At 61.7% G+C, this 21,164-nt stretch carries 21 protein-coding genes; 11 read left to right on the top strand and 10 right to left on the bottom strand.

The genetic code is table 11. From position 1 onward, the window contains the following. Positions 1–12 precede the first annotated feature (12 nt). Positions 13–1,788, bottom strand: a complete 1,776-nt coding sequence (locus J9788_RS04170) for a sigma-54-dependent Fis family transcriptional regulator (RefSeq protein WP_182264484.1) — start codon at positions 1,786–1,788, stop codon at positions 13–15. Positions 1,789–2,064: 276 nt separating this feature from the next. Here J9788_RS04170 and J9788_RS04165 point away from each other — a divergent pair, with 276 nt between their 5' ends. Continuing rightward, positions 2,065–3,585 (top strand): aldehyde dehydrogenase family protein, encoded by a 1,521-nt coding sequence (locus tag J9788_RS04165; protein ID WP_046898381.1) that lies wholly within the window; start codon positions 2,065–2,067, stop codon positions 3,583–3,585. A gap of 60 nt (positions 3,586–3,645) precedes the next feature. On the opposite strand, the gene adhP is transcribed toward J9788_RS04165, so the two are convergent. From adhP to J9788_RS04150, 3 genes are all read right to left on the bottom strand, one after another. Then, positions 3,646–4,662 (bottom strand): alcohol dehydrogenase AdhP, encoded by a 1,017-nt coding sequence (adhP, locus tag J9788_RS04160; protein ID WP_182264485.1) that lies wholly within the window; start codon positions 4,660–4,662, stop codon positions 3,646–3,648. A 197-nt stretch (positions 4,663–4,859) separates the two neighbouring features. After that, positions 4,860–6,149: a bifunctional sulfur transferase/dioxygenase Blh gene (blh, locus tag J9788_RS04155; protein WP_182264486.1), complete on the bottom strand. Its 1,290-nt coding sequence runs from the start codon at positions 6,147–6,149 to the stop codon at positions 4,860–4,862. A 16-nt stretch (positions 6,150–6,165) separates the two neighbouring features. Next, complete coding sequence (locus J9788_RS04150; RefSeq protein ID WP_182264487.1) at positions 6,166–6,951, bottom strand: sulfite exporter TauE/SafE family protein; 786 nt, start codon at positions 6,949–6,951, stop codon at positions 6,166–6,168. Between the two features lie 191 nt (positions 6,952–7,142). On the opposite strand from J9788_RS04150, the gene J9788_RS04145 reads away from it, so the two are divergent. After that, positions 7,143–8,378, top strand: a complete 1,236-nt coding sequence (locus J9788_RS04145) for an FAD/NAD(P)-binding oxidoreductase (protein WP_182264488.1) — start codon at positions 7,143–7,145, stop codon at positions 8,376–8,378. Positions 8,379–8,512: 134 nt separating this feature from the next. Next, positions 8,513–8,806: a SelT/SelW/SelH family protein gene (locus J9788_RS04140; protein ID WP_025159743.1), complete on the top strand. Its 294-nt coding sequence runs from the start codon at positions 8,513–8,515 to the stop codon at positions 8,804–8,806. A 6-nt stretch (positions 8,807–8,812) separates the two neighbouring features. Here the strand turns inward: J9788_RS04140 and J9788_RS04135 are convergent, their stop codons facing one another. Beyond that, positions 8,813–9,754 (bottom strand): LysR family transcriptional regulator, encoded by a 942-nt coding sequence (locus tag J9788_RS04135; RefSeq protein ID WP_046898385.1) that lies wholly within the window; start codon positions 9,752–9,754, stop codon positions 8,813–8,815. A 97-nt stretch (positions 9,755–9,851) separates the two neighbouring features. On the opposite strand from J9788_RS04135, the gene J9788_RS04130 reads away from it, so the two are divergent. From J9788_RS04130 to J9788_RS04100, 7 genes are all read left to right on the top strand, one after another. Next, complete coding sequence (locus tag J9788_RS04130; protein ID WP_046898386.1) at positions 9,852–11,051, top strand: MFS transporter; 1,200 nt, start codon at positions 9,852–9,854, stop codon at positions 11,049–11,051. A gap of 94 nt (positions 11,052–11,145) precedes the next feature. Then, positions 11,146–11,640, top strand: a complete 495-nt coding sequence (locus J9788_RS04125) for a TIGR00645 family protein (RefSeq protein ID WP_004928561.1) — start codon at positions 11,146–11,148, stop codon at positions 11,638–11,640. 186 nt (positions 11,641–11,826) lie between these two features. Next, positions 11,827–12,282, top strand: a complete 456-nt coding sequence (gene fabZ, locus J9788_RS04120) for a 3-hydroxyacyl-ACP dehydratase FabZ (protein ID WP_182264489.1) — start codon at positions 11,827–11,829, stop codon at positions 12,280–12,282. Positions 12,283–12,316: 34 nt separating this feature from the next. Beyond that, positions 12,317–13,105 carry a spermidine synthase gene (locus J9788_RS04115; RefSeq protein WP_182264490.1) on the top strand — a complete coding sequence of 263 codons (789 nt, stop codon included), beginning with the start codon at positions 12,317–12,319 and terminating at the stop codon, positions 13,103–13,105. 80 nt (positions 13,106–13,185) lie between these two features. Then, positions 13,186–13,380: a ribbon-helix-helix protein, CopG family gene (locus J9788_RS04110; RefSeq protein ID WP_004928567.1), complete on the top strand. Its 195-nt coding sequence runs from the start codon at positions 13,186–13,188 to the stop codon at positions 13,378–13,380. Between the two features lie 147 nt (positions 13,381–13,527). Then, positions 13,528–13,929, top strand: coding sequence for a VOC family protein (locus J9788_RS04105; RefSeq protein ID WP_182264491.1), 402 nt, complete (start codon positions 13,528–13,530; stop codon positions 13,927–13,929). Continuing rightward, on the top strand, positions 13,929–14,465 hold the full coding sequence (locus tag J9788_RS04100) for a dihydrofolate reductase family protein (protein WP_182264492.1): 537 nt from the start codon (positions 13,929–13,931) through the stop codon (positions 14,463–14,465). The genes J9788_RS04105 and J9788_RS04100 overlap by 1 nt, the downstream gene beginning before the upstream one ends. On the opposite strand, the gene J9788_RS04095 is transcribed toward J9788_RS04100, so the two are convergent. The 3 genes from J9788_RS04095 to J9788_RS04085 all read right to left on the bottom strand — a co-directional run bounded on the left by J9788_RS04095 (position 14,450) and on the right by J9788_RS04085 (position 17,787). Next, positions 14,450–15,844, bottom strand: a complete 1,395-nt coding sequence (locus J9788_RS04095; RefSeq protein WP_182264493.1) for an MFS transporter — start codon at positions 15,842–15,844, stop codon at positions 14,450–14,452. The two genes, J9788_RS04100 and J9788_RS04095, sit on opposite strands and share 16 nt — an antisense overlap. A 113-nt stretch (positions 15,845–15,957) precedes the next feature. After that, positions 15,958–17,025, bottom strand: a complete 1,068-nt coding sequence (locus J9788_RS04090) for an oxidoreductase (protein WP_182264494.1) — start codon at positions 17,023–17,025, stop codon at positions 15,958–15,960. A gap of 12 nt (positions 17,026–17,037) precedes the next feature. Beyond that, positions 17,038–17,787, bottom strand: a complete 750-nt coding sequence (locus J9788_RS04085) for a DeoR/GlpR family DNA-binding transcription regulator (protein WP_046898392.1) — start codon at positions 17,785–17,787, stop codon at positions 17,038–17,040. Between the two features lie 150 nt (positions 17,788–17,937). Here J9788_RS04085 and J9788_RS04080 point away from each other — a divergent pair, with 150 nt between their 5' ends. Continuing rightward, entirely contained in the window at positions 17,938–18,813 is an 876-nt protein-coding gene (locus J9788_RS04080; protein WP_182264495.1) for an alpha/beta hydrolase, read from the top strand. On the opposite strand, the gene J9788_RS04075 is transcribed toward J9788_RS04080, so the two are convergent. Further along, positions 18,740–19,957: an MFS transporter gene (locus tag J9788_RS04075; protein ID WP_182264496.1), complete on the bottom strand. Its 1,218-nt coding sequence runs from the start codon at positions 19,955–19,957 to the stop codon at positions 18,740–18,742. The genes J9788_RS04080 and J9788_RS04075 overlap by 74 nt on opposite strands. After that, positions 19,948–21,114, bottom strand: a complete 1,167-nt coding sequence (locus tag J9788_RS04070; RefSeq protein WP_182264497.1) for a serine hydrolase — start codon at positions 21,112–21,114, stop codon at positions 19,948–19,950. The genes J9788_RS04075 and J9788_RS04070 overlap by 10 nt, the downstream gene beginning before the upstream one ends. Positions 21,115–21,164 lie beyond the last annotated feature (50 nt).

Raw genomic sequence — 21,164 nt, 5'->3', positions numbered from 1 at the left:
AATCGAGAAATGTCATTCCTCTGCCGCTCTTCGTCTCCCCAGCTTGCGGTACAGCGTGCTGCGCGAAACGCCGAGTGCCTTCGCCGCCCGGCTGAGATTGCCGCCCGCTCTGTCGATCGCCGCCTGCAGATCCTCGCCGCCGGCGTCGGCGCATGCCTGGCGCGGCGACAGCACCGCGATCGACTGCGGCAGATCGTCCAGGGTGATCACCGCGCGATCGTCCGCCAGCGCCAGCAGCACCTTGAGCGTACTTAACAATTGCCGCACGTTGCCGGGCCACGGATAGCGCGCCAGCATCGCCAGCGCCTCCGGCAACAGGCGAATGTCGCGCCGCTCGCCGCCCAGCTCCCGCCACAGCTGCAGAATGAACGCCTCCAATTGCGCCCGCTCTCTGAGCGGCGGGATGCGCAGGCTGTATTCCTGTATGCGATACAATAAATCTTCGCGAAACGCCCCCGTTTGCACCTGCCGATGCAGATCGTGGTGCGTCGCGCAAACCAGCGCAAAATCGACCGCATAGGCGCTGCGGCTGCCGAGCGGCGTGACCGTTTTCTCCTGCAACACCCGCAGCAGGCGCGTTTGCAGGCCCGCCGGCATGTCGCCGATTTCATCGAGGAACAGCACGCCGCCATCTGCCTCGCGGATCTTGCCGATATAGCCTTTGGGGTTGGCGCCGGTAAACGCCCCCGGCGCATAGCCGAACAGTTCGGACTCGATCAGCGGTTCCGGCAGCGCCGCGCAGTTGATCGCCACGAAGTTGCCGTTGCGCCAGCGACTTTCCTGAAACAGGCGGCGGCTGAAGTGCTCCTTGCCGCAGCCGGTTTCGCCGGTCACGCACAGAGAAAGGCCGGCGTTGAGAATGCGCAACGCTTTCTGATGCTGCTCGTCGTGCCGTTCCGCCGGCGGCGTCGAACGCAGAGCGCTGACGCGACGCTGGGGCGCCTCGAGCAGCGAATAATAGTGCCGTTGATTGCCGGCCAGCGTCTGGCGCGGTGCGCCGGAGGGTTGCCGCAACAGATCGGGGAACAGCTGAGCGAATTCAAGCGAGCCGAATGCGGCCGGCGAGAGTTGGAACTCGACCATCGCCAGCCGATTGGCGGCGATCAGCACTTCGTCGTGAAACACCAGCAGCAGTTCCTGCGCGCTGCCCAGGCGGCCAGCGTCGGCGTGCAGGCGCAGCGTCCAGTGACGATCGGCGATCGCGCTTCTGACCCAGCGATGTTCGATATGGCGCACCGCCTGCATGATCAGACGCTGCGCATCAGGATACGGGCGCTGGGCCGGGGCAGAGAGATCCAGTATGCCGGCAATATGGCCATCCGGCCGGTAGATCGGCGCGGCGGTGCAGTTCAATCCGGCGTTTTGGTTGAGAAAATGCTGATCGCCGCGCACTTCGCAGAAAGCGCCCAGCGCCAGCGCAGTGCCGATGGCGTTGGTGCCCCGCTCCGCTTCTCCCCACTGGTTGCCCGGCGCCAGCGCAAAGCGCGACGCCTTGTGCAGAAAATCGTGATTGCCACGGGTTTCCAACACCAGCCCGTCGGCGTCGGCGATCACCACGATGGCCGGTTGACGCGTAATTTGCGCGCCCAACTGTTCGATCAGCGGCTGTACCCGCTGCGGCACCCAGTCGTTGCGGTTGCGCAGTTCTTCGAGCAGGCCGGCTTTGATAAACGGGATATGTTGATCGGCGCGCGTCAGGCCGTAACCTCGGCTGCGCTGCCAGGATTCCGCCAGCGGGTGGGTCAGCAAACTGGCGCTCTCAGTGAGCAAGCGGTCGTCAGGCAACATGCGTTTCTCCCCCCGGCTGCAAGTGTTGCAAATATGTATCACATATGTGTATCAGGCGTTGCGACACGGAACACAAAAAATCATCGGCGGCCGCGAAACCGCGCGATTGACTTACCCTCCTCAGTGTTTAACGTTTTAATAAATAGCTCTTTTTTTGCGAACACTACGTCCGTCGCTAATCTGGCACGGGGCGTGCTTCTCTGTGCTGCGGCGACAGGCCGCACTCACAGGCGCAGCGCAATAGCGCCGGTTATCATCTGCAGAGAGGTGCTTCACATGAAATATGTTCACCCCGGTTTGCCTGGCTCGCTGGTTTCGTTCCGTCAACGCTATGGCAACTACATTGGCGGCGCATTTGTCGAACCGGTATCCGGCAACTACTTCACCAACACCTCGCCGGTGACCGGCCAGCCGATCGCCGAATTCCCGCGTTCCGACGCCAAAGACATCGAACTGGCGCTTGACGCGGCGCATGCGGCGGCGGACGCCTGGGGTAAAACCAGCGTGCAGGAACGCGCCAATGTGCTGTTGGCCATCGCCGATCGCATCGAGTCGCGGCTGGAGATGCTGGCGCTGACCGAAACCTGGGACAACGGCAAACCGATCCGCGAAACCCTGAATGCCGATCTGCCGCTGGCGGTCGACCATTTCCGCTACTTCGCCGGCTGCCTGCGCGCGCAGGAAGGCACCGCGGCGGAGATCGACCAAAATACCGTGGCCTACCATATCTATGAACCGCTGGGCGTGGTCGGCCAGATTATCCCGTGGAACTTCCCGCTGCTGATGGCCGCCTGGAAACTGGCGCCGGCGCTGGCGGGCGGTAACTGCGTGGTGCTGAAACCGGCGGAACAGACGCCGCTCGGCATCAGCGTGCTGATGGAAGAGATCGGCGATCTGCTGCCGCCGGGGGTGCTCAACGTGGTGCAAGGTTTCGGCGCCGAGGCCGGCGAAGCGCTGGCGCGCAGCAAACGCATCGAAAAAATCGCCTTCACCGGCTCCACGCCGGTCGGCCGCCACATTCTCGCCTGTGCGGCGGAGAACATCATCCCCAGCACCGTCGAGCTGGGCGGCAAATCGCCGAACATTTATTTTGAAGACATCATGCAGGCGGAGCCGGCGTTTATCGACAAGGCGGTTGAGGGGTTGGTGCTGGGCTTTTTCAACCAGGGAGAGGTTTGCACCTGCCCTTCACGCGCGCTGATCCAGGAGTCCATCTACCCGCAGTTCATGGAGAAAGTGCTGGCGCGTATCGCCACCATCCGCCAGGGCGATCCCTTCGACACCGAGACCATGATCGGCGCCCAGGCGTCAAAACAGCAGTACGACAAGATCCTGTCCTATATCGACATCGCTAAAAACGAGGGCGGCAAAATCGTTGCGGGCGGCGAGCCCGCTCAGCGCGGCGACGAAGTGCAAAACGGTTTCTACCTGCAGCCGACGCTGATCACCGGCGACAACAGCATGCGTTTCTTCCGCGAGGAGATCTTCGGGCCGGTGATTGGCGTCACCACCTTCAAGGATGAGGCCGAAGCCCTGGCGCTGGCCAACGACACCGAGTTCGGGCTGGGCGCCGGGCTGTGGACCCGCGACATCAACCGCGCCTACCGCATGGGACGTGCGATCAAGGCCGGCCGCGTATGGACCAACTGCTACCACCTGTACCCGGCGCACGCCGCGTTCGGCGGCTACAAAAACTCCGGCATCGGGCGCGAGACCCACAAGGCGGCGCTGTCGCACTATCAGCAGGTGAAAAACCTGCTGGTCAGCTACGACGCCAAACCGCTGGGCCTGTTCTGACGCCAGCGTAATGAGATAACAAGAAGGCCACCCGCAGGTGGCCTTCTTTTTTCGCGTGGCCTACTTCGCCATGCCGAGATCGATCACCATGCGACCGCGAATGGTGCCCGCCTTCATCTCGTCGAAGATGGCGTTGATATCCCCTAGCGGCCGCTTGGTCACTTTCGGCGTCACCTTGCCTTCGGCGGCGAACTGGAACGCCTCCTTCAGATCTTCGCGCGTGCCCACCAGCGAACCCACCACCTGAATGCCGTCCAGCACCAGGCGCGGAATGCTCAGATCCATGCTCTCCGGCGGCAGCCCCACGGCCACCACTTTACCGCCGGCGCGCACCGCATTCACCGCCGAGTTGAAGGCGGCTTTCGCCACCGCCGTCACCACCGCCGCGTGAGCGCCGCCGGTTTGCTGCTGAATGATCTCCTCCGCGTTTTGCGTTTTGGAGTTGATAGTCAGATCGGCACCGATCTGTTTGGCGAACTCCAGCTGGCCATCATTGACGTCGATGGCGATCACTTTGGCGTTAAACACGTTCTTGGCGTACTGCAACGCCAGGTTACCCAGCCCACCCAGGCCATAGATGGCGATCCACTGCCCCGGCTTGATATCGGAAATCTTCACCGCCTTGTAGGTGGTGACGCCGGCGCAGGTGATGCTGCTGGCGGCGAAAGAATCGAGCCCGTCCGGCACTTTCACCGCGTAGTCCGCCACCACGATGCACTCTTCCGCCATGCCACCGTCAACGCTGTAGCCGGCGTTTTTCACCGAGCGGCACAGGGTCTCGTTGCCGCTGACGCAGTATTCGCAGTGGCCGCACCCCTGGTAAAACCAGGCGACGCTGGCGCGGTCACCCACTTTTAACGAGGTGACGCCCTCACCGATGGCGGAGACCACGCCGATGCCCTCATGCCCCAACGTAATGCCCGGCACCTCGCCGAAATCGCCGTTTTTCACGTGCAAATCGGTGTGGCACACCCCGCAACACTCCATTTTCAACGCCGCTTCGCCGTGCTTCAGCGGGCGCAGCACTTTATCCTGAATGTCTACGGTATGGTTTTTCGTCACTACGGCAGCTTTCATGGTGTTTTCCTTAGCAGTGTGGGAAGTACAGTTGTTAATGTAGTGACTGTATTCGGCGAGGGCAAGCGCCGCGTGTTTTGTGTAAAAACAAATAATTAAATATGAATCAGTCTGATTATTTCATAAAAAACCATTAACAGACGGCGCGATCGTCTTGAGATTGGCAGCCGTGAACGATCGCGCCTCTCTGGCTTGATTTACCCCTTGAAGCGATTAACAGGGATTTTGAGGTAGTGCCGCCCATCATCTTCGCAATCAGGCAGAACACCGCCGCGAATGTTGACCTGCAGCGCCATCAGCATCAATTCCGGATGCGGCAACGTGGCGTCTCGCTGCTTTCTTTGCGCGATAAATTGGGCTTTATCCATGTTGGCCACCCAGGGGTTGTTTTCGCGCTGCTCTCGCACGGTGCTTTCCCAGCGGGCCTCACGCCCCGCAGGGCGATAATCGTGGCCGGTAAACAGGCGGGTCTCCGCCGGCAGGCTCAAGATCCGCTGCAACGAATCCCACAGGGCTTCCGCATTTCCGCCGGGGAAATCGGCCCTTGCGGTGCCGCTGTCCGGCATGAAAAACGTATCGTGAATAAACGCCGCATCGGCAATGTGATACGTGACGGAAGCCAGGGTGTGGCCAGGAGACAGCAAGACTTCAGCGCGCAGGTTGCCGATAAAAAAGACGTCCCCATCCGCAAACAGCGCATCCCACACGGTCTCGGCGGGAGGCAGTTCCTTCAAATTATAGATGTCTTGCCACAGCCCCTGCACGACGGTAATTTTCTCGCCTATGCCGCTGAGGGCGCCGGTTTTCTGCGCCAGCCAGGTTGCGGCAGAAAAATGGTCGGCATGCGGATGCGTATCCAGCACCCAGGCCACGCCCCATCCTTGCTGCCGGATAAAGCTCAAAATGGTGTGCGCCTGCTGATGCGATACCGTGCCCGAGCGGCGGTCAAAATCTAGCACCGGATCGATGATCGCACAGCGACGCGCCTCGGGATCGGCGACGACATACTGCAGGCTGCCGCTTTCCGGCTCATAAAATGCGTGCACTTGCGCATGAGACTGAACGGACTGATGCCGGCGATACCAGCTGAGCGCCTTATCGGCATCCGCGCCATATTCTTCGCACTGGCTGCGGAATCGCACTTCATCGATCCGCCCTTCTCGCAGCGCATGCAGCAGAGCGAGGCAGGCTGAGCGCGCCCCGCTCCGGCAGTGCGCCAGAGTCTTCTTGCCCCGCCGCAACAGGTAATGGAAGGTATAAACGGTCTCCCAGGTCAGCGTGTCGAACGTGTAAGGAAGATAGACGTAGTCTATGCCCATGCCTTCAGCCAGCGTTTTCTCTTGCTGATGGGATAGATGCTCCCCCGGTTCTTCATCTGGCCGGTTGTTGACGATAAGCCGGTAGCCTTGTTGATGCAGGGTAGCGAAATCACTCGCTGCGGGGGCCCCCGAAAAGGAGAGCTGATGATGGTATGTACGGATGCGCATATTTTTTCCTTCTGTCTTATAAGCTTTTAAAAAGCATATAAAGGGCCAGCACCAAGAGCATGGCGGCGTAGAGCACACGGATAATGTCCTCGCGTTTCTTCAGGCGCTCGGTGAGCGCAACCCCCACGACGCCCCCCAGAACACCGCCGACGATCAGCCAGCACGTGATGACGAGCGACACCTTGCCGGACAAGGCATAGCTTGCGCTCGTCGATAAACCCATGGCAGAAACCACCACCAGCGAGGTGGCCACCGCTTCAAGCAGCGAAAAGCGGAAAAACCAGAGCAGCGCCGGCACCACTAAAAATCCGCCGCCGATCCCCAGAAAGCCGGCCACCGCGCCCAGCGCCAACACGCAGGGCCACACGATGGCGGGATGAAAGGTTGCATCCGGGGAAGCCAAACCGTTGCCGGCCCGGTGATTTTTTTTCAGCGTTAATCCGGCGACAATCAGCATCAGCAAAGCGAAAGGCAGGGTTAGATAGCGCCCGTCCGTGATTTTTCCCATCTGTGAACCTGCCAGCGTCCCGGCCACCGCGACCAGCGAAACGACAATGCCGGTTCGCCACCGGACGTTTCCTTTGGCGGCGTGCGCAAAAAGGTTGAGCAGCGCACTGACGGCGACGGACATGGCACTGGTGCCTATCACCAAATGCGTATCCGGGATTTGCACCATATACAGCAGCAGCGGCACACAAACGATGGAGCCGCCTCCGCCGGTCAGGGCCAAGAGAAGTCCGACTATTCCTCCGGTTATCACCAATAACATCAGGGTATAAAAAGTAAAATGGAAAAAATCCAATGCGTTAATTCCTGAACGGTGTTTGTGGTATTTATTAACGATCAGTTCGCATTAATTGTCAAATAACTTATTACATTTAGCTATTACATATAACTAAATCGAATATGTGATTTTCAATATAACAATAAGTTCTATGAATTCCCTTTTAATTTGGGCATCAACCCCCTACTTTCTTATGAAAGGAGGCCTGCATGAAATCGGAAAAAATAAACACCCAGAAAAAAGTTGTTGTTATTGGCGGTGGTTCATCTGGAATAAGCGTCGTGGCAAGCATAAGGAAGCGAGTTAAAGGCATTGATATAACGGTAATTGAACCTGGCGACTGTCATTATTATCAACCGGCATGGACCCTGGTGGGCGGCGGGCTCTTTGATATCAATAAAACGCGGCGTTCGATGCGCGCCGTCATCCCCCCAGGAACCGCATGGATTCAGGATAGCGTGGTCAGGGTGGAACCCGGCCAAAAATATGTCGAGACCCGCCAAGGGCAGAAAATAAACTACGACTTCCTTATTGTTGCCTGCGGCCTCGTTTTACGTTGGGATAAAATAGAGGGTCTTGAAGAAACGTTGGGAATGAATGGCGTCACCTCTAATTATCGTTTTGATCTTGCGGAATACACCTGGAAACTGGTTCGTGAAATGCAAGGCGGCGAGGCGATATTTTCTCAACCGCCGATTCCGATAAAATGCGCCGGCGCGCCGCAAAAAGCCTTATACCTTTCATGCGATCACTGGCGGCGACAAGGTGTCCTTAATAATATTAACGTCAATTTTTGCCTGGCGGGCGCGGCGGTATTCGGCGTGCCGCAATTTGTTCCTCCGCTGACCGATTACTTGAAAAAATACCGCGCACAGGTCAACTTCCGGCATAATTTAGTTCGCGTTGATGGGCAGCAGCGGCAAGCGACCTTTTCTCTGGACGGTGATGAAGAAGGCAAACGCGAAGTGACACTGCCCTTCGATATGCTGCACGTAGTGCCGCCGCAATCTGCGCCGGCGTTCATTTCGCAAAGTGGGTTGTCTGACGAGTCAGGTTGGTGCGACGTGGATAAATTCACCCTACGGCATAAGCAGTGGCAGACGATTTTTGCGGTTGGCGACTGTTGCGCCACGCCAAATGCCAAAACCCTGGCGGCGGCTCGCAAACAGGTGGTGGTGGTGGCAGAGAACATCGCGGCGCAGCTTAACGGCGTTCCTGATGCGGCACAGTATGATGGTTATGGTTCCTGCCCATTGACGGTAGAGAAAGGCAAGGTTGTTCTGGCGGAGTTTGGGTACGACAGTAAATTGCTCCCCACCTTTCCTCTGTTCGACAACACGCATCCCAGCCGTATGGCATGGTGGCTGAAGGCCTGGTTTTTACCCAAATTTTACTGGGCGGGCATGTTGCGCGGGGTCGAATGGTTTGCCAAAAGCAAACCATAGCGACCGTCATCGTTATCCGCGCCTCGCGGCTTGCGGCTTGCGCAGGCGCTTGACTATTTGGCGATACACAGCCACCATCGCTTGCGAGCCATCAGGCTGATGGCAAGCCATCACCACTAACCGGTCGATCAACGATGAAAAACGCACCCGCCGTTACGATTCACTACTGTTCACAATGCAATTGGTTGCTGCGCGCCGGTTGGATGGCGCAAGAGCTGCTCAATACCTTCGGCGACGATCTCGCCTCCGTCACCCTGATGCCGGGCACCGGCGGGGTGTATCAAATCAGCGTCGATGGCGTGATGATTTGGGATCGCAAAATTGACGGCGGCTTCCCCGATGCGGCGCAGTTAAAGCAGCGGCTGCGCGATCACAGCTTTCCCGAGCGTTCCCTCGGCCACAGCGACGGCAAAAAAGCCCGGCACTGAACGGCGTCAGCCCGCCGCCGGCGGCCGCGCGCCGAGAATGCGCGGCATCACTTCCTTCATCATTTCCATGAACTTGCGCAGGCGAGCCGGGTAATAGCTGGCGTAGGGATACAGCAGGTAGATAGGCAGCGGCGCGGCGCGCCAGGCCGGCAACACGGTTTGCAGCGCCCCGTCGGCCACATCGTCCCGCACCAGCCAGGAGGAGACAATCGCGACGCCCAGCCCCTCCAGCGCCGCCTTGCGCACCGCGTACAGGCTGTCGGTGCTCAACCTCGGCGTGATATCGAACCGCCCCTGCTCGCCGCGCTCAACATGGGTCAGCACCACTTCATTGCGATAAAAACTGTTCAACGCCAGCCACGGCAAGCGCGCCAAATCGTCAAGACAGCGGACCGGCTCTCGGCTCTTCAGCAGCGCCGGCGACGCTACCGTGCTGCGCGGCACCTCCGCCAGCAACACCGCCACGACCGACGGATCGGTCACCGCACCGACGTGAATGGCGCAATCCACGCCTTCGGGAATAAAGTCCGGAGAATGATCGTTCAGCGTCCACTCAACGTAAGCTTGCGGGTAGCGCCGCAAGTACTCGCCCAACGGACCGATCAGCTGATCCTGGCCGAAAGCGTGCGGCGCCCGCACGCGCAACACCCCGACCGGTTCGTCGCGCGCGCCGCCCAGCCCTTCTTCCAGGCTTTGCCATTGTTCGATCAGCCCCCGCGCCTGGCGGTAACAGCGCTCGCCGTCATCGGTCAGTTTGAGAGCGTGAGTCGTCCGCTGGATCAGTTTGGCGCCCAGCAGCTGCTCCAACGCCTGCAGACGCCGACTGATCGTCGGTTGTGAGGTGCCCAGCTGCTGCGCCGCTGCCGACAGGCTGCCGCTTTCGACGATGCGCACCAGCGTATGCAGCAAAGTTATGCGGTCGCCGTTGGGTAAATTAATTTTATTCATACGTTAAGTGTATAACAGTTTTACCTGCGAGGGGGCTACAGCGGAATGAAGCAAGCGGTAAAAATGGCTGCACATTCACTTTGCAGGGATCTTTGCCATGAGCACCACCGCCACCCACGGCGCCCCGTCCGCCAACGTCGTGTTTCTGCTGGCCGCCGGCGCCGGCCTCAGCGTCGCTTCAATCTATTACAGCCAGCCCATGCTCGGCATGATGGGCGCCGATTTCCACGCCGGCGTCGCCGATGCCGGCATGGTGCCGACGCTGACCCAGCTGGGTTATGCGCTGGGCATTTTACTGTTGGCGCCGCTGGGCGACCGGTACGATCGCCGACGGATCATTCTGATCAAAGGCGCGCTGCTGACGCTGACGCTGCTGCTTTGCGCGTTTGCCGCCTCATTCCCGCTGTTATTGCTCAGCAGCCTGGCGATAGGCCTGACCGCCACCGTCGCGCAGGACATTATCCCCGCCGCCGCCACGCTGGCGCCGGAGGCCAGCCGCGGCAAAACCGTCGGCGCGGTGATGACCGGGCTCTTGGCCGGCATTCTGCTGTCGCGCGTGTTCAGCGGCGCGCTCGCCGAGTTCGCCGGCTGGCGCAGCGTTTACGCGCTGGCGGCGCTGGGCGTTTTGCCGATCACGCTGGCTATCTGGCGCATGTTGCCGCGTCTTCGCCCCCATAACGCGCTGAGTTACCCCGCGCTGCTGCGCTCGCTGGGGCATCTGTGGGCCGCGTATCCCGAGCTGCGGCGCGCAACGCTGGCGCAAGGCTTTCTGTCATTGGGCTTCAGCGCTTTCTGGTCAACGCTGGCGTTGATGCTGGCGGAGCGCTACCAGATCGGCAGCGCGGCGGCCGGCGCGTTTGGTCTGGCGGGGGCGGCGGGTGCGCTGGCGGCGCCGTTGGCAGGAAGCCTGGCCGATCGGCACGGCCCTGACGCCGTGACCCGCATCGGCGCGGGATTGGTCCTGGCCGCCTTCGCCCTGATGTTTCTGCTTCCGCTGTTGCCGCTCCCGGCGCAGCTGGCGCTCATTGCGCTGAGCGCCGTCGGATTCGATCTGGGCATCCAGGCGACGCTGATCGCACACCAGACCATCGTCTACGGTCTCGATCCGGCGGCGCGCAGCCGCTTGAACGCCCTCTTGTTCACCGGCGTATTCATCGGCATGGCGACCGGGGCCGCCCTCGGCAGCCGCATTCTGGCAAGCGCGGGCTGGCCGGGCGTCGTGGCGCTGGCGACGGCGGCGGGGGCCGTAGCGCTGTGGATCCGCTGCGGGCGCAAAACGGCGCGCGTAGCGGCCTGATATCGCCCTCTACTGGCGCAAGCGGTTGATTTCACCCAGGCCTCTTGCGCTATACTGAGCGCCCTTTTTGCTACGCATTCAAAACAATTTTATGATGGAACGCTTGCTAGAAAACGCGATGTACGCCTCCCGCTGGCTGCTCGCGCCGGTTTATTTCGGCCTTTCGCTCACTCTGGTCGCCTTGTCGATCAAGTTTTTTCAGGAAATTCTCCACGTCCTGCCAAATATTTTTGCCGTTACCGAAGCCGATCTGGTGCTGACCCTGCTGTCGCTGATCGACATGGCGCTGGTCGGCGGCCTGCTGGTGATGGTGATGTTCTCCGGCTATGAAAATTTCGTCTCGCAATTGGATATCACCGAAGGGAAAGAAAAGCTGAGCTGGCTGGGCAAAATGGATGCTACCTCGCTGAAAAACAAAGTCGCCGCGTCTATCGTCGCCATCTCCTCCATTCATCTGCTGCGGGTGTTTATGGACGCCAAGAACGTGCCCGACAACAAGCTGATGTGGTATGTGATCATCCACCTCACCTTCGTGCTCTCCGCCTTCGTGATGGGTTATTTGGACAAGGTGACCCGCTCCAAGCACTAAGCTCGCCGCCACGCCCGATCGTCAGGATCGGGTGTTTTCCCCTCCTTCGCTGTTTCCCCCCGTCGCCGCCGTCATGTCTTTCATCTGGCACATCTGATGATAATTTTATTATAATGTTATTACACTCATTATGGACCGAACGTCGGCCATCGCGCCGGATTCGCCGCAGACAGGATCACGCTCCCCATGCCATTACATGGTCACCCCCTGCAATTCCACGATATTCAGGCGATTCTGCCTCATCGCTATCCCTGTCTGTTGGTCGATCGCGTGCTGCCCGCCGGCACCTGCATCGACGAAGGGCGGCTGAGCGCCATCAAGAACATCACCGCCAATGAGCCGACGTTCTGGAGCGGCCATGCGCGCTTCGCCGGTTTTCCTGGCGTGCTGTTGGTGGAAGCGCTGGCGCAAAGCACCGGTCTGCTGGCGCATTACTATCTCGGGGCGCTGAACGAAGGGGAACATTACTACTTCGCTTCCATTCAGCGGGCGCGGTTTTATCGCGCCGCCCGTCCCGGCGACCAGGTGTTGATGGAGGTCGCCTTTGTACGCCGGCGCGGCGCGATCGCCCGCTTCACCGGCCGTGCCAGCATCGATGGCCGGCGCATTTGCACCGCCGATTTCATGTGCGCCCGTAAGTAAACAGGCCGCTTGCCAAAGGAGCCCTGCGAATACCATGTCTCTGGTTGACAGCTTACTCAGAACCCTCGATTTCTCCCCGCGTGGCCAGGTGATCGCTCGCGAAGCCGACGCCTGGGGTGAAATCATCGTTTCCGATCACAAGGACTACCGCACGCTGCGGTTTGACGGCATCTGCGAGCAAAGCAAGATGAGCCTTAGCAACCCCGCGCAGCCGATCCACAACTACATCAAAGCGATGCTGATGGCGGTGGCCTGGCAGCCGCCGACGTCGGCGTTGATTCTGGGGTTAGGCGGCGGCAGCCTGCTGCGTGCGCTGCACGCGCTCGATCCGGCTATGCGCCTGGAGGTCGTCGAGCTGCGCGCCGCGGTGATCGCCGTCGCGCGCCGCTATTTTACGCTGCCGGCCACCGACACCATCAGCCTGCGCACCGCCGACGCCATGGACTTCGTGCGCCCGCCCGCCGAAACGCGTTACGATCTGATTTTCTCCGATCTCTATTCGGCGTTCGCCATGGATCCGCAGCAAGGCACCCAGACATTCCTGGAGAACTGCGCCGCGCGGCTGAATAACGGGGGCTGGCTGGTGCTGAATTATCACGATCTGCCCGACGAAAACAGCCTGCTGTACCACAGCCTGCACCGGATATTCGCCACCGTGCTGTTTTGCGTCGCCCCCAGCGGCAACGTGATCATTTATGCTACGCCGGCCCAGGTGTCGCTGCCGCTTAGCACGCTGCGCACGCTGGCCGCCGGCAGCGGCGAGCTGTTCAACTGCGAACTCGGCTACCTGTCACGCAAGATAGAGCGGCTGCATTTCCGCTAAAGACGAGCGGCCGCGCGGTCTGGCTGGCCGCTTCGCTCACATGGTATTATCATTCAGTCATCATTCTCTGGAGGATCCTGATGGAAAAGAAAACGGCGCGGCTAACGGTGCTGATTGACCCGGACAAGAAGAAAGCCCTGGAAGAGCTGTGCCTGCAGCAGGACGTCACCCCTTCCCAGGTGGTGCGTCAGCTGATACGCGATTATCTGCACAAGCATCAGGTGGATTATCCCAGCCAGCCGACCCACGCCAATCCTCGCGTCGAGAGCAATTGAGGCGGCCCGCCCTACAAACCGTGAAGCGCGCTTTGTCCCCCTGCGCGCGTCCCTAATCCGAATCCTCCTCGGCGGTCTGTCCATCCTGCGCTATCGCTGCTACTGTTTTATCCGTTCATTATTCTCACTTGGGGAAGGAAACGCGCCATGTTCAGCCACATTACCGTCGGCGTCAGCGATCTGGACGCCGCCGCCGCGTTCTACGACGCCATTTTGCTGCCATTGGGTTTACAACGGCGGGAAGTGACGCCGGACGGCGGCCCCGCCGCCCGCTGCTGGGTGATGCCGGGCCAAACGCTGCCGCGGTTTTATGCCTACCAACCCTTCGACAGACAGCCCGCCAGCGCCGGCAACGGCAGCATGCTGGCCTTTCTCGCCGCCGACGAACTGGCGGTTAAACGCGCCTACGCTGCCGGCCTGCTGGCGGGCGGCAGCAGTGAAGGCGAGCCCGGCGAGCGCCCTCACTACGGCAAAGGCTATTTCGGCGCTTACCTGCGCGATCCCGACGGCAACAAGATCCATGTGGTTTACCGCGGAGATCTCGCCTGATGAAATGCTCGGTTTACATCGCCACCAGCGTAGACGGATTCATTGCCGGCCCGGACGGCGACATCGATTGGCTGCTGCGGCCCGAGTACGCGGTTTCGCTGCTCAATGGCCTGAGTTTTGAAGCGTTTATCGCCGACATCGACGCGCTGGTGATGGGCCGCCATACCTATGAAAAAGTCCGCGCCTTTCCCGAATGGCCCTATGGAGAACTGCCGGTGGTGGTACTGTCGACGCAACCCGCACCGCACGGCGCAGAGCCTGTCCGCTGGATGAGCGGCGAACCGGCCGGCATCGTGGCGCGGTTGGCCGAGGCCGGCTGCCGTCACCTGTATATCGACGGCGGCCAGACCGTGCAGCGTTTCCTGCAGGCCGGGTTGATCGACGAATTGACGATTACGCGCGTGCCGCTGCTGCTGGGCGGCGGCATTCCCTTGTTCGGCGTCGATGCCCCTGAGCAGCGCCTGCGTCTGCTCGCCGTCACCCAGTCGGACAACGGTTTCGTGCAAGAACGCTACGCCGTTCAGCGCGCGTCATAACGCAGCGCCAGTCGGCGGCCGCCGAAGGCGATAAGCAATGCCGCCAACGCCAGCAACGCCGCCGCGCCGTAGGTGACGCGCATGCCGTAAGCCGCGGCCGCCGCGGCGCCCGCCACCCGCTGCGAAGCCAGATAAAACAGCGCCCCCATCGCCGACGCGCCGGTGATCGCCCCCAGATTGCGCGCCAGATTGACCATGCCGGCGATCAACCCGCGTCGTTCGGGAAACAGATCCTTCATCAGCACCGTGTTGTTGGCCACCTGAAACAGCGCATAACCGGCGGTCAACAGCGCGATCGGCGCGACATAGCCGAGTACGCCCCAGCGGCCCAGCAGCGACAGCAATCCCGCCCCGGCGGCCACTGCCGCCAGCCCAAGCTGGGCGATGCGTTGCGATCCAAAGCGATCCACCAGATAACCCGCCGGAATACCGGTCAGGATCGCCACCGCCGGCCCCGCCGACATCACCAGCCCCACCTGCGCGGCGCTTAAGCCCAGCGCGCGCGCCAGATAAAACGGCCCGACCACCAGCGTGGCGGTCATCACCGTCATGACCAACGCGCTGGCCGCCAGCCCCGCCGTCAGGGCCGGATGGCGGAACATCGTCGGCGCCAACAGCGGCGACACGGCGCGGCGCTCCACGCAGATAAACAACCCTGCCGCCAACAGAGCGCCCAACATCAACGCCAGGTTAAGCGCGCCGAAATCACCGCGTCCCAGAGTCATCGCCAGCGAGTAGCAAAGCAATGCGCTGCCCAGCAGCAGCGTGCCGGCGCGGTCGAACGGTTCAGGGCGCGTCGCCGCCCGCGCCCCATCCGGCAAGTATCGCCAGGCGAGCCACAGCGCCAGCAGGCCCAGAGGCAGGTTGATCAGGAATATCGTTCGCCAGCCGAAGCCGGCGATCAGCGCGCCGCCCAACGACGGCCCCAGCGCGGTGCCCACGGCCGACATAGTGCCGAGCAGCCCCATCGCGCGGCCGATCTTTTCCGTGCCCAGCGCCTCGCCCGCCAGCGCCATGGTGATTGACATCATGACTGCGCCCCCCAGCCCCTGCGCCAGGCGCGCCGCCAGCAGCAGCCAAAGCTGCGGAGCCAACGCACAAGCCAGCGAAGCGGCGGTAAACAGCGCGATGCCCGCCAGCAGCAGGCGGCGACGATTAAGGCTGTCGCCCAAACGGCCGATGCCGATGATGCAGGTGGTGACGGCCAGCAAATAGCAGAGCAGCACCCACTGCACCGCCTGGAACGACGCATGGAATGCGGTGGCGAGCGCCGGCAGCCCGACGTTGGCGATGCTGATGCCGAGCGATGACAGCAGCATACTCAGAGAAAGTGCGGCCAGTATGCCGCGGACGCCCTGCGGCGAAGGATGAGATAACATGATTAGCACTCCTGACATAGACTGAGGGGTAGCCTATGTCAGGGGATGGGATGGCGGAAGACGCATGTGATGCACTGTATCAATGCATCTGACGCCTTATCTGGCGCGATGCGTTACCAGGCGGCGATCTCCGCCTCGGTGAGCGGCAGCGTTTGGGTTATGCCGGTTTCCGCCGCCAGGGTGGCCGCTTCCAGCACCGCCATCACCGCCAACGCCTGCGATGCGGTGACCGGGTTGGCGCCGGCGCCGCGCAGCGCGTCACGCACCTGGACGTAATATTGGCGCTGATCGCCATTCGGCGTCGGCAACGTACGCACCGGCTCCGTGCCGATAAACAGGCGCATCGCGTCGTCGTCTTTACCCCACTCAGCCGATCCCGGCGTTACGCCGGCCAGCAGTTGGCTCTCCTGCCCGTCGGCGCGCGCTTTGACCACGCTGCCTTTATCGCCGTGCACGGTAAAGCGCGCGACGCCGCCCGCCACCAGCATGCTGCCATGCAAAATCACGCGGTGCGTCGGGTAGTTCAGCACCACATGCGCCCAGTCATTGATCTGCGCATTGGCGCGCAGCGTGGCGATGTTGGCCTGCACGCTGTGCGGCAAACCGAACAGCTGCAGCGCCTGATCGACCATGTGCGGCCCCAGATCGAACCACAGCCCGCTGCCCGGCAGATTCTGCTCGCGCCAGCGCACCCGCACTTCGGGACGGTAGCGATCGATGTGCGACTCAAAGTGCGTTACCTTGCCGATCAGTCCCTGCTCGATCACCTGCTTCACGCCCAGGAAATCGCTGTCCCAGCGGCGATTCTGGAATACCGACAGCAGACGGCCGTGCTTCTCCGCCGCCGCAATCAGCGTGCGCGCCTGCGCCAAATCCAGCGTAAACGGCTTATCCACCACCACGTGCTTGCCCGCTTCCAGCGCAGCCAGCGCCAGCGGCGCATGGGTGGCGTTCGGCGAAGCAATCACCACCAGGTCCACTTCCGGTAAGCGGATCGCCTCCAGCGGATCGGCGATCACGCGCACGTGCGGCAGATCGGCATGGACTTTGGCGGCATCGCGCGAAGCCACCACGCTCAGCGCCAGACCCGGCACCGCGTTAATCAGCGGCGCATGAAACGCCTTGCCGACAAAGCCGTAACCAATCAGCGCCACCTGCAACGGTTGAGCGTTATCGTTCATCAGTGTTCTCCTCTAGCGGTCGTCGGCGACGACACAAAGTTCAATCATTGATTGCTCGTCCAGGTTATCCCACGGGCGATCGGTAAACAGGCGTTGGATTTGCGCCAGATCCGCCACGTGATGCGGCTCGCAGCGATCCAGCTTCATATGGTCGGCCACCAGCCAGCGCTCGCCGCTGTTGGCCAGCATGGCGCGTTTGACCTCTGCATCGGCCTCTTCGCCGGCGCTCAGCCCCAGCTGAGCATGCACCGCGCAGGCGCCCAGCAAGGCGATGTCCGCGCGGTAGCGTTCCAGCAACGCCAGCGTCGCGCTGCCGGCGAACAGCCGTTGGCGCGCGTCCCACTGGCCGCCGAGCAAGATCAGTTGGATTTCCGGCTTATCGCTCAGGCACTGCGCGATATCCAGCGAGGCGGTGATCACCGTCGCCGGGCCGCGCAACGCTTGCGCCACCGCCAACAGCGTACTGCCCGCATCCAGCATCAGGGTGCTGCCGGGCGGGATCTGCGCGGCCACCGCGCGGCCGAGCCGCTGCTTGACCTGCGGCAACAGCGCCGCGCGCGCCTGGCGCGGCATGCCGGACGGTTCGAGCGCTATCGCGCCGCCGTGATGTTTCTGCGCCAGCCCCTGCCGCTCGAGATCGGCCAAGTCGCGGCGCACGGTATCGACGGAAACGCCGATGGCGCTGGCCAATTCCGCCACCGCCGCCTGCCCGCGTTCGCTGAGCAAATCCAGTAAATGGCGCTGTCGTGCCGCTTTGTGCATGGGATTATTCCGCATTAAAAAAGCATAAAACGGCAATATACAGCAGATAACAGCATTGGAGAAGCCGCAATTGTGCGCACCGAAGATCAAACATCTTTTCCCCTGCGGGACGATGATGAAGACATAACGCATAACAATCCGGAGAAACGCATGAACATCGATCTGACGTTTGAAGACCTGAGCGCCCGCGCCGCGCAATACAACGCCCGCGCTTCGGTGGAGGATTTTGACGCCTGCATGGCGGACTATGCCGCGCTGGCGCAGCGCGCCAAAGCACAGACGCCGGGCATTTACGATCTGCGCTACGGCATGAGCGCCGCCGAGCGTCTCGATCTGTTCCCGGCCAGCGCACAGCCCGCCCCGCTGCTGATCTTTATACATGGCGGCTACTGGCATTCACAGCGCAAAGAGGAAGCCTGCTCGATGGCCGCGGCCTTTGCCCATCGCGGCGTAGCGGTCGCCACCCTGGAATATACGCTGGCGCCGGAAGCGACGCTGGCGGAAATCGTGCATGAGGTGCGCAGCGCCGTCGCCTGGCTTTATCATCACGGGGCGCCGTTCGGCATCGATCCGGCGCGCATTTTCGTCAGCGGCAGTTCGGCCGGCGGCCACCTGTGCGGCATGCTGATCGCCGACGGCTGGCAACAACGCTATCGCCTGCCGCCCGACGCGATCAAAGGCGCGCTGGCGCTGAGCGGCCTCTACGATTTGCGTCCGCTGTGCGATATCTACATCAACGACTGGCTGCATCTGACGCCCGAACAGGCGCAAACCCTCAGCCCGCTGTTTTTGCTGCCGGCGAAAGTGCATGCACCGCAGATCCTGCTCGACGTCGGCCACCGCGAAACCCAGGGGTTCAAAAACCAGACGCAGGCTTATTATGACGCCTGCCTGGCGCGCGGTCTCGACGTCCACCTGCTGGCCGACCGCCACTGCAATCACTTTACGCTGGTCAACGAGCTGGCCGATGCGGAAAGCGCGATGTTCCGGCAGGTGATGACGATGATCGACGCAACGCAACGGTAGCCTGCCGCTGCAACCGCAGCCTGGCGGCGATCGTAATCACCGCCAGCGCGGCGAACAAGGCTCCGCACAGCAGGCTGCCCTGTAGCCCCCACGCGGTGATGAACCAGCCGCCCGCCAGCGAGCCCAGCGCCACGCCCAGATTGATAAAGGCGATATACAGCCCGGTGGCGAACGCCGGTGCCTCGGGGGCTTCGGATGTCAGCCAGATCTGCGTCACGATCAAACAGCTGGTGTGCGCCGCTCCCCAATACAGACAAAGCGCCGTCATCGAACCGATATTCGCGCTGCCGTAGTGATACAGCAGCGCATAAGCCGCAATCAAGGCTAGCGGGTGCAGCAGCACCGTCAGCGCTCGATGGCGGCTCAACCCCTTGCCGGCCAACAGGTTGCCCGCGACACCGCCCACGCCGAACGCCACCAGAAGAAAGCCGATGGCGCCGCCGCTGAGGCCGATTTCACGGCTGAGGTACTCGGCCGCGTAAGCATAGACGGCAAACATGGCGGCAAAGATCAGCACGCAGGTGATGATATTCAGCCACAGCGTCCCGCTGCGCAGGATCATCAGCTGTTTGCCATAGCTGAGGCGCTGAACGGCGACGTCGGGCAACCGCATCAGCAATCCCGCCGCTGCCAGGAGATTGACCCAGGCACAGAACCGGAACGAGGCTTCATAGCTGAACTGCCCGGCGATCCATTGCGTCAACGGTATCCCCAACACCATACCCATGCTGGTGCCGATGAACGCATAGGCGGTTGCTTTGGTGGCCTGATGCGGGGGATAAAGCGCCGCGGCCGCCACCATGGCCAGCGAAAAATAGATCGGATGAAACAGCGCCGGCACAATGCGCAGCAGCATGAGCATGGCGAAACTGTCCGTCTGAGCGGACAGCGCGCTGGCCGCCGCGAACACGGTCAACGCGATCAACAACATGCGTTTGCGATTGAATCGCGACGCCAGCAGCACCAACAGCGGCCCGAGCAGCGCGATGGTCAGGGCGAAGATCCCGACCAGCCAGCCGGCCTGCGCCGTAGAGATGCCATACCGTGCGATGATCTGCGGCAAAATGCCCACCACGCCGAACTCGATGCAGTAGACGCCGAACAACCCCAGCGCGATAAAGAAAATCGGCTGCATCAGGCGCATTGCATCGCTCCCGTCGCGGCATAGACCGCCTGACAAATCTCGCCGACAAAGGCGCCGGACATGCCCTCCAGCGCCGTGTTGGTAAACGCGACGACGCTGAGCTGCCGGACAGGATCGACGAACCAGGAATGGCCATAGGTGCCGCCCATTCGCCAGGTCCCCACGGACTCCAGCGTTTGCGCGGCGATGGGGTCTTTCAGTACGGTAATGCCGAGGCCGAAACCGCGCCCCGGCCAAAACGGCATCGGCAAATCGCCGATCTGGTTGCTGGTGAACGCCGTCACCCAATCGGTTGGCAGCACCGGCGCTCCTCCCTGGCGCAACGCTTCCAGCAGGCGCAGGAAATCCTCGGCCGAGCCGACCATGCCGGCACCGCCTGAGGCGTAAGCCAACGGATCCAACGCTCGCGCCGGCGACAGATGAAAACCGGCGCTGCCATCGATAAACGGTAAATGATCCGGTTGGCGCAGGCGGCGCGGCTCGCCGGGATGATCGGCGTAAGCGGCCGCCAAACGTGCAGGATCCACCGCCAGGAAATCGGTATCCGTCATCGCCAGCGGCCCGGTCACCCATTTTTTTACTGCCTGCGCCAGCGGCAGGCCGCTCGCCTGTTCGATCGCCGCGCCCAGGACATCGGTCGCGATGGAATAGCGCCACGCCTCGCCGGGCGGTGTCAACAAAGGGGCGCAGGCAATACGCCGCACGTTCTCCTGCAGGCTGACAGACGCCTCATCCATGCCGTCGGAGACCGCCGATTGAGCGTAGAATCCCCCTTCCGGCTGGAAAAAACGGTAGCTTAGTCCGGCGGTGTGGGTCATGAGATGCCGTAGCGTCATCAACGGCGTGGTGCCATCCGCCAATCGCGGACGAAAATGCGGCAGCCAACGGGTGATGGGATCCTCCAGCTGCATACGGCCTTTCGCCATCAATGCCAGCGCCGCCGTGGACACGATCGGTTTGGATACCGAAGCCAGACGGAACAGCGTATTGAACGCCATCGGCCGGCCGGCTTCGCGATCCGCCAGCCCCGCCGCGCGGCGATAAAACGTATCGCCCCCCTGCGCCACCAAAACCACTGCGCCAACCAGCCGTTTTTCCGCCAGCGCGTTATCGATCGCCCAGTCTATCACGCCCGCGGTATGCCCATATGCACTCATCGTCATTGCTCCAGATAATCAGCCCATGCTGTAGTCACCGAGCATAGGGC

Source organism: Serratia sp. X10 (assembly GCF_017811775.1).
GTDB classification, from domain to species: domain Bacteria; phylum Pseudomonadota; class Gammaproteobacteria; order Enterobacterales; family Enterobacteriaceae; genus Serratia; species Serratia ureilytica.
This window is presented reverse-complemented; position numbering and strand designations above follow the sequence as displayed.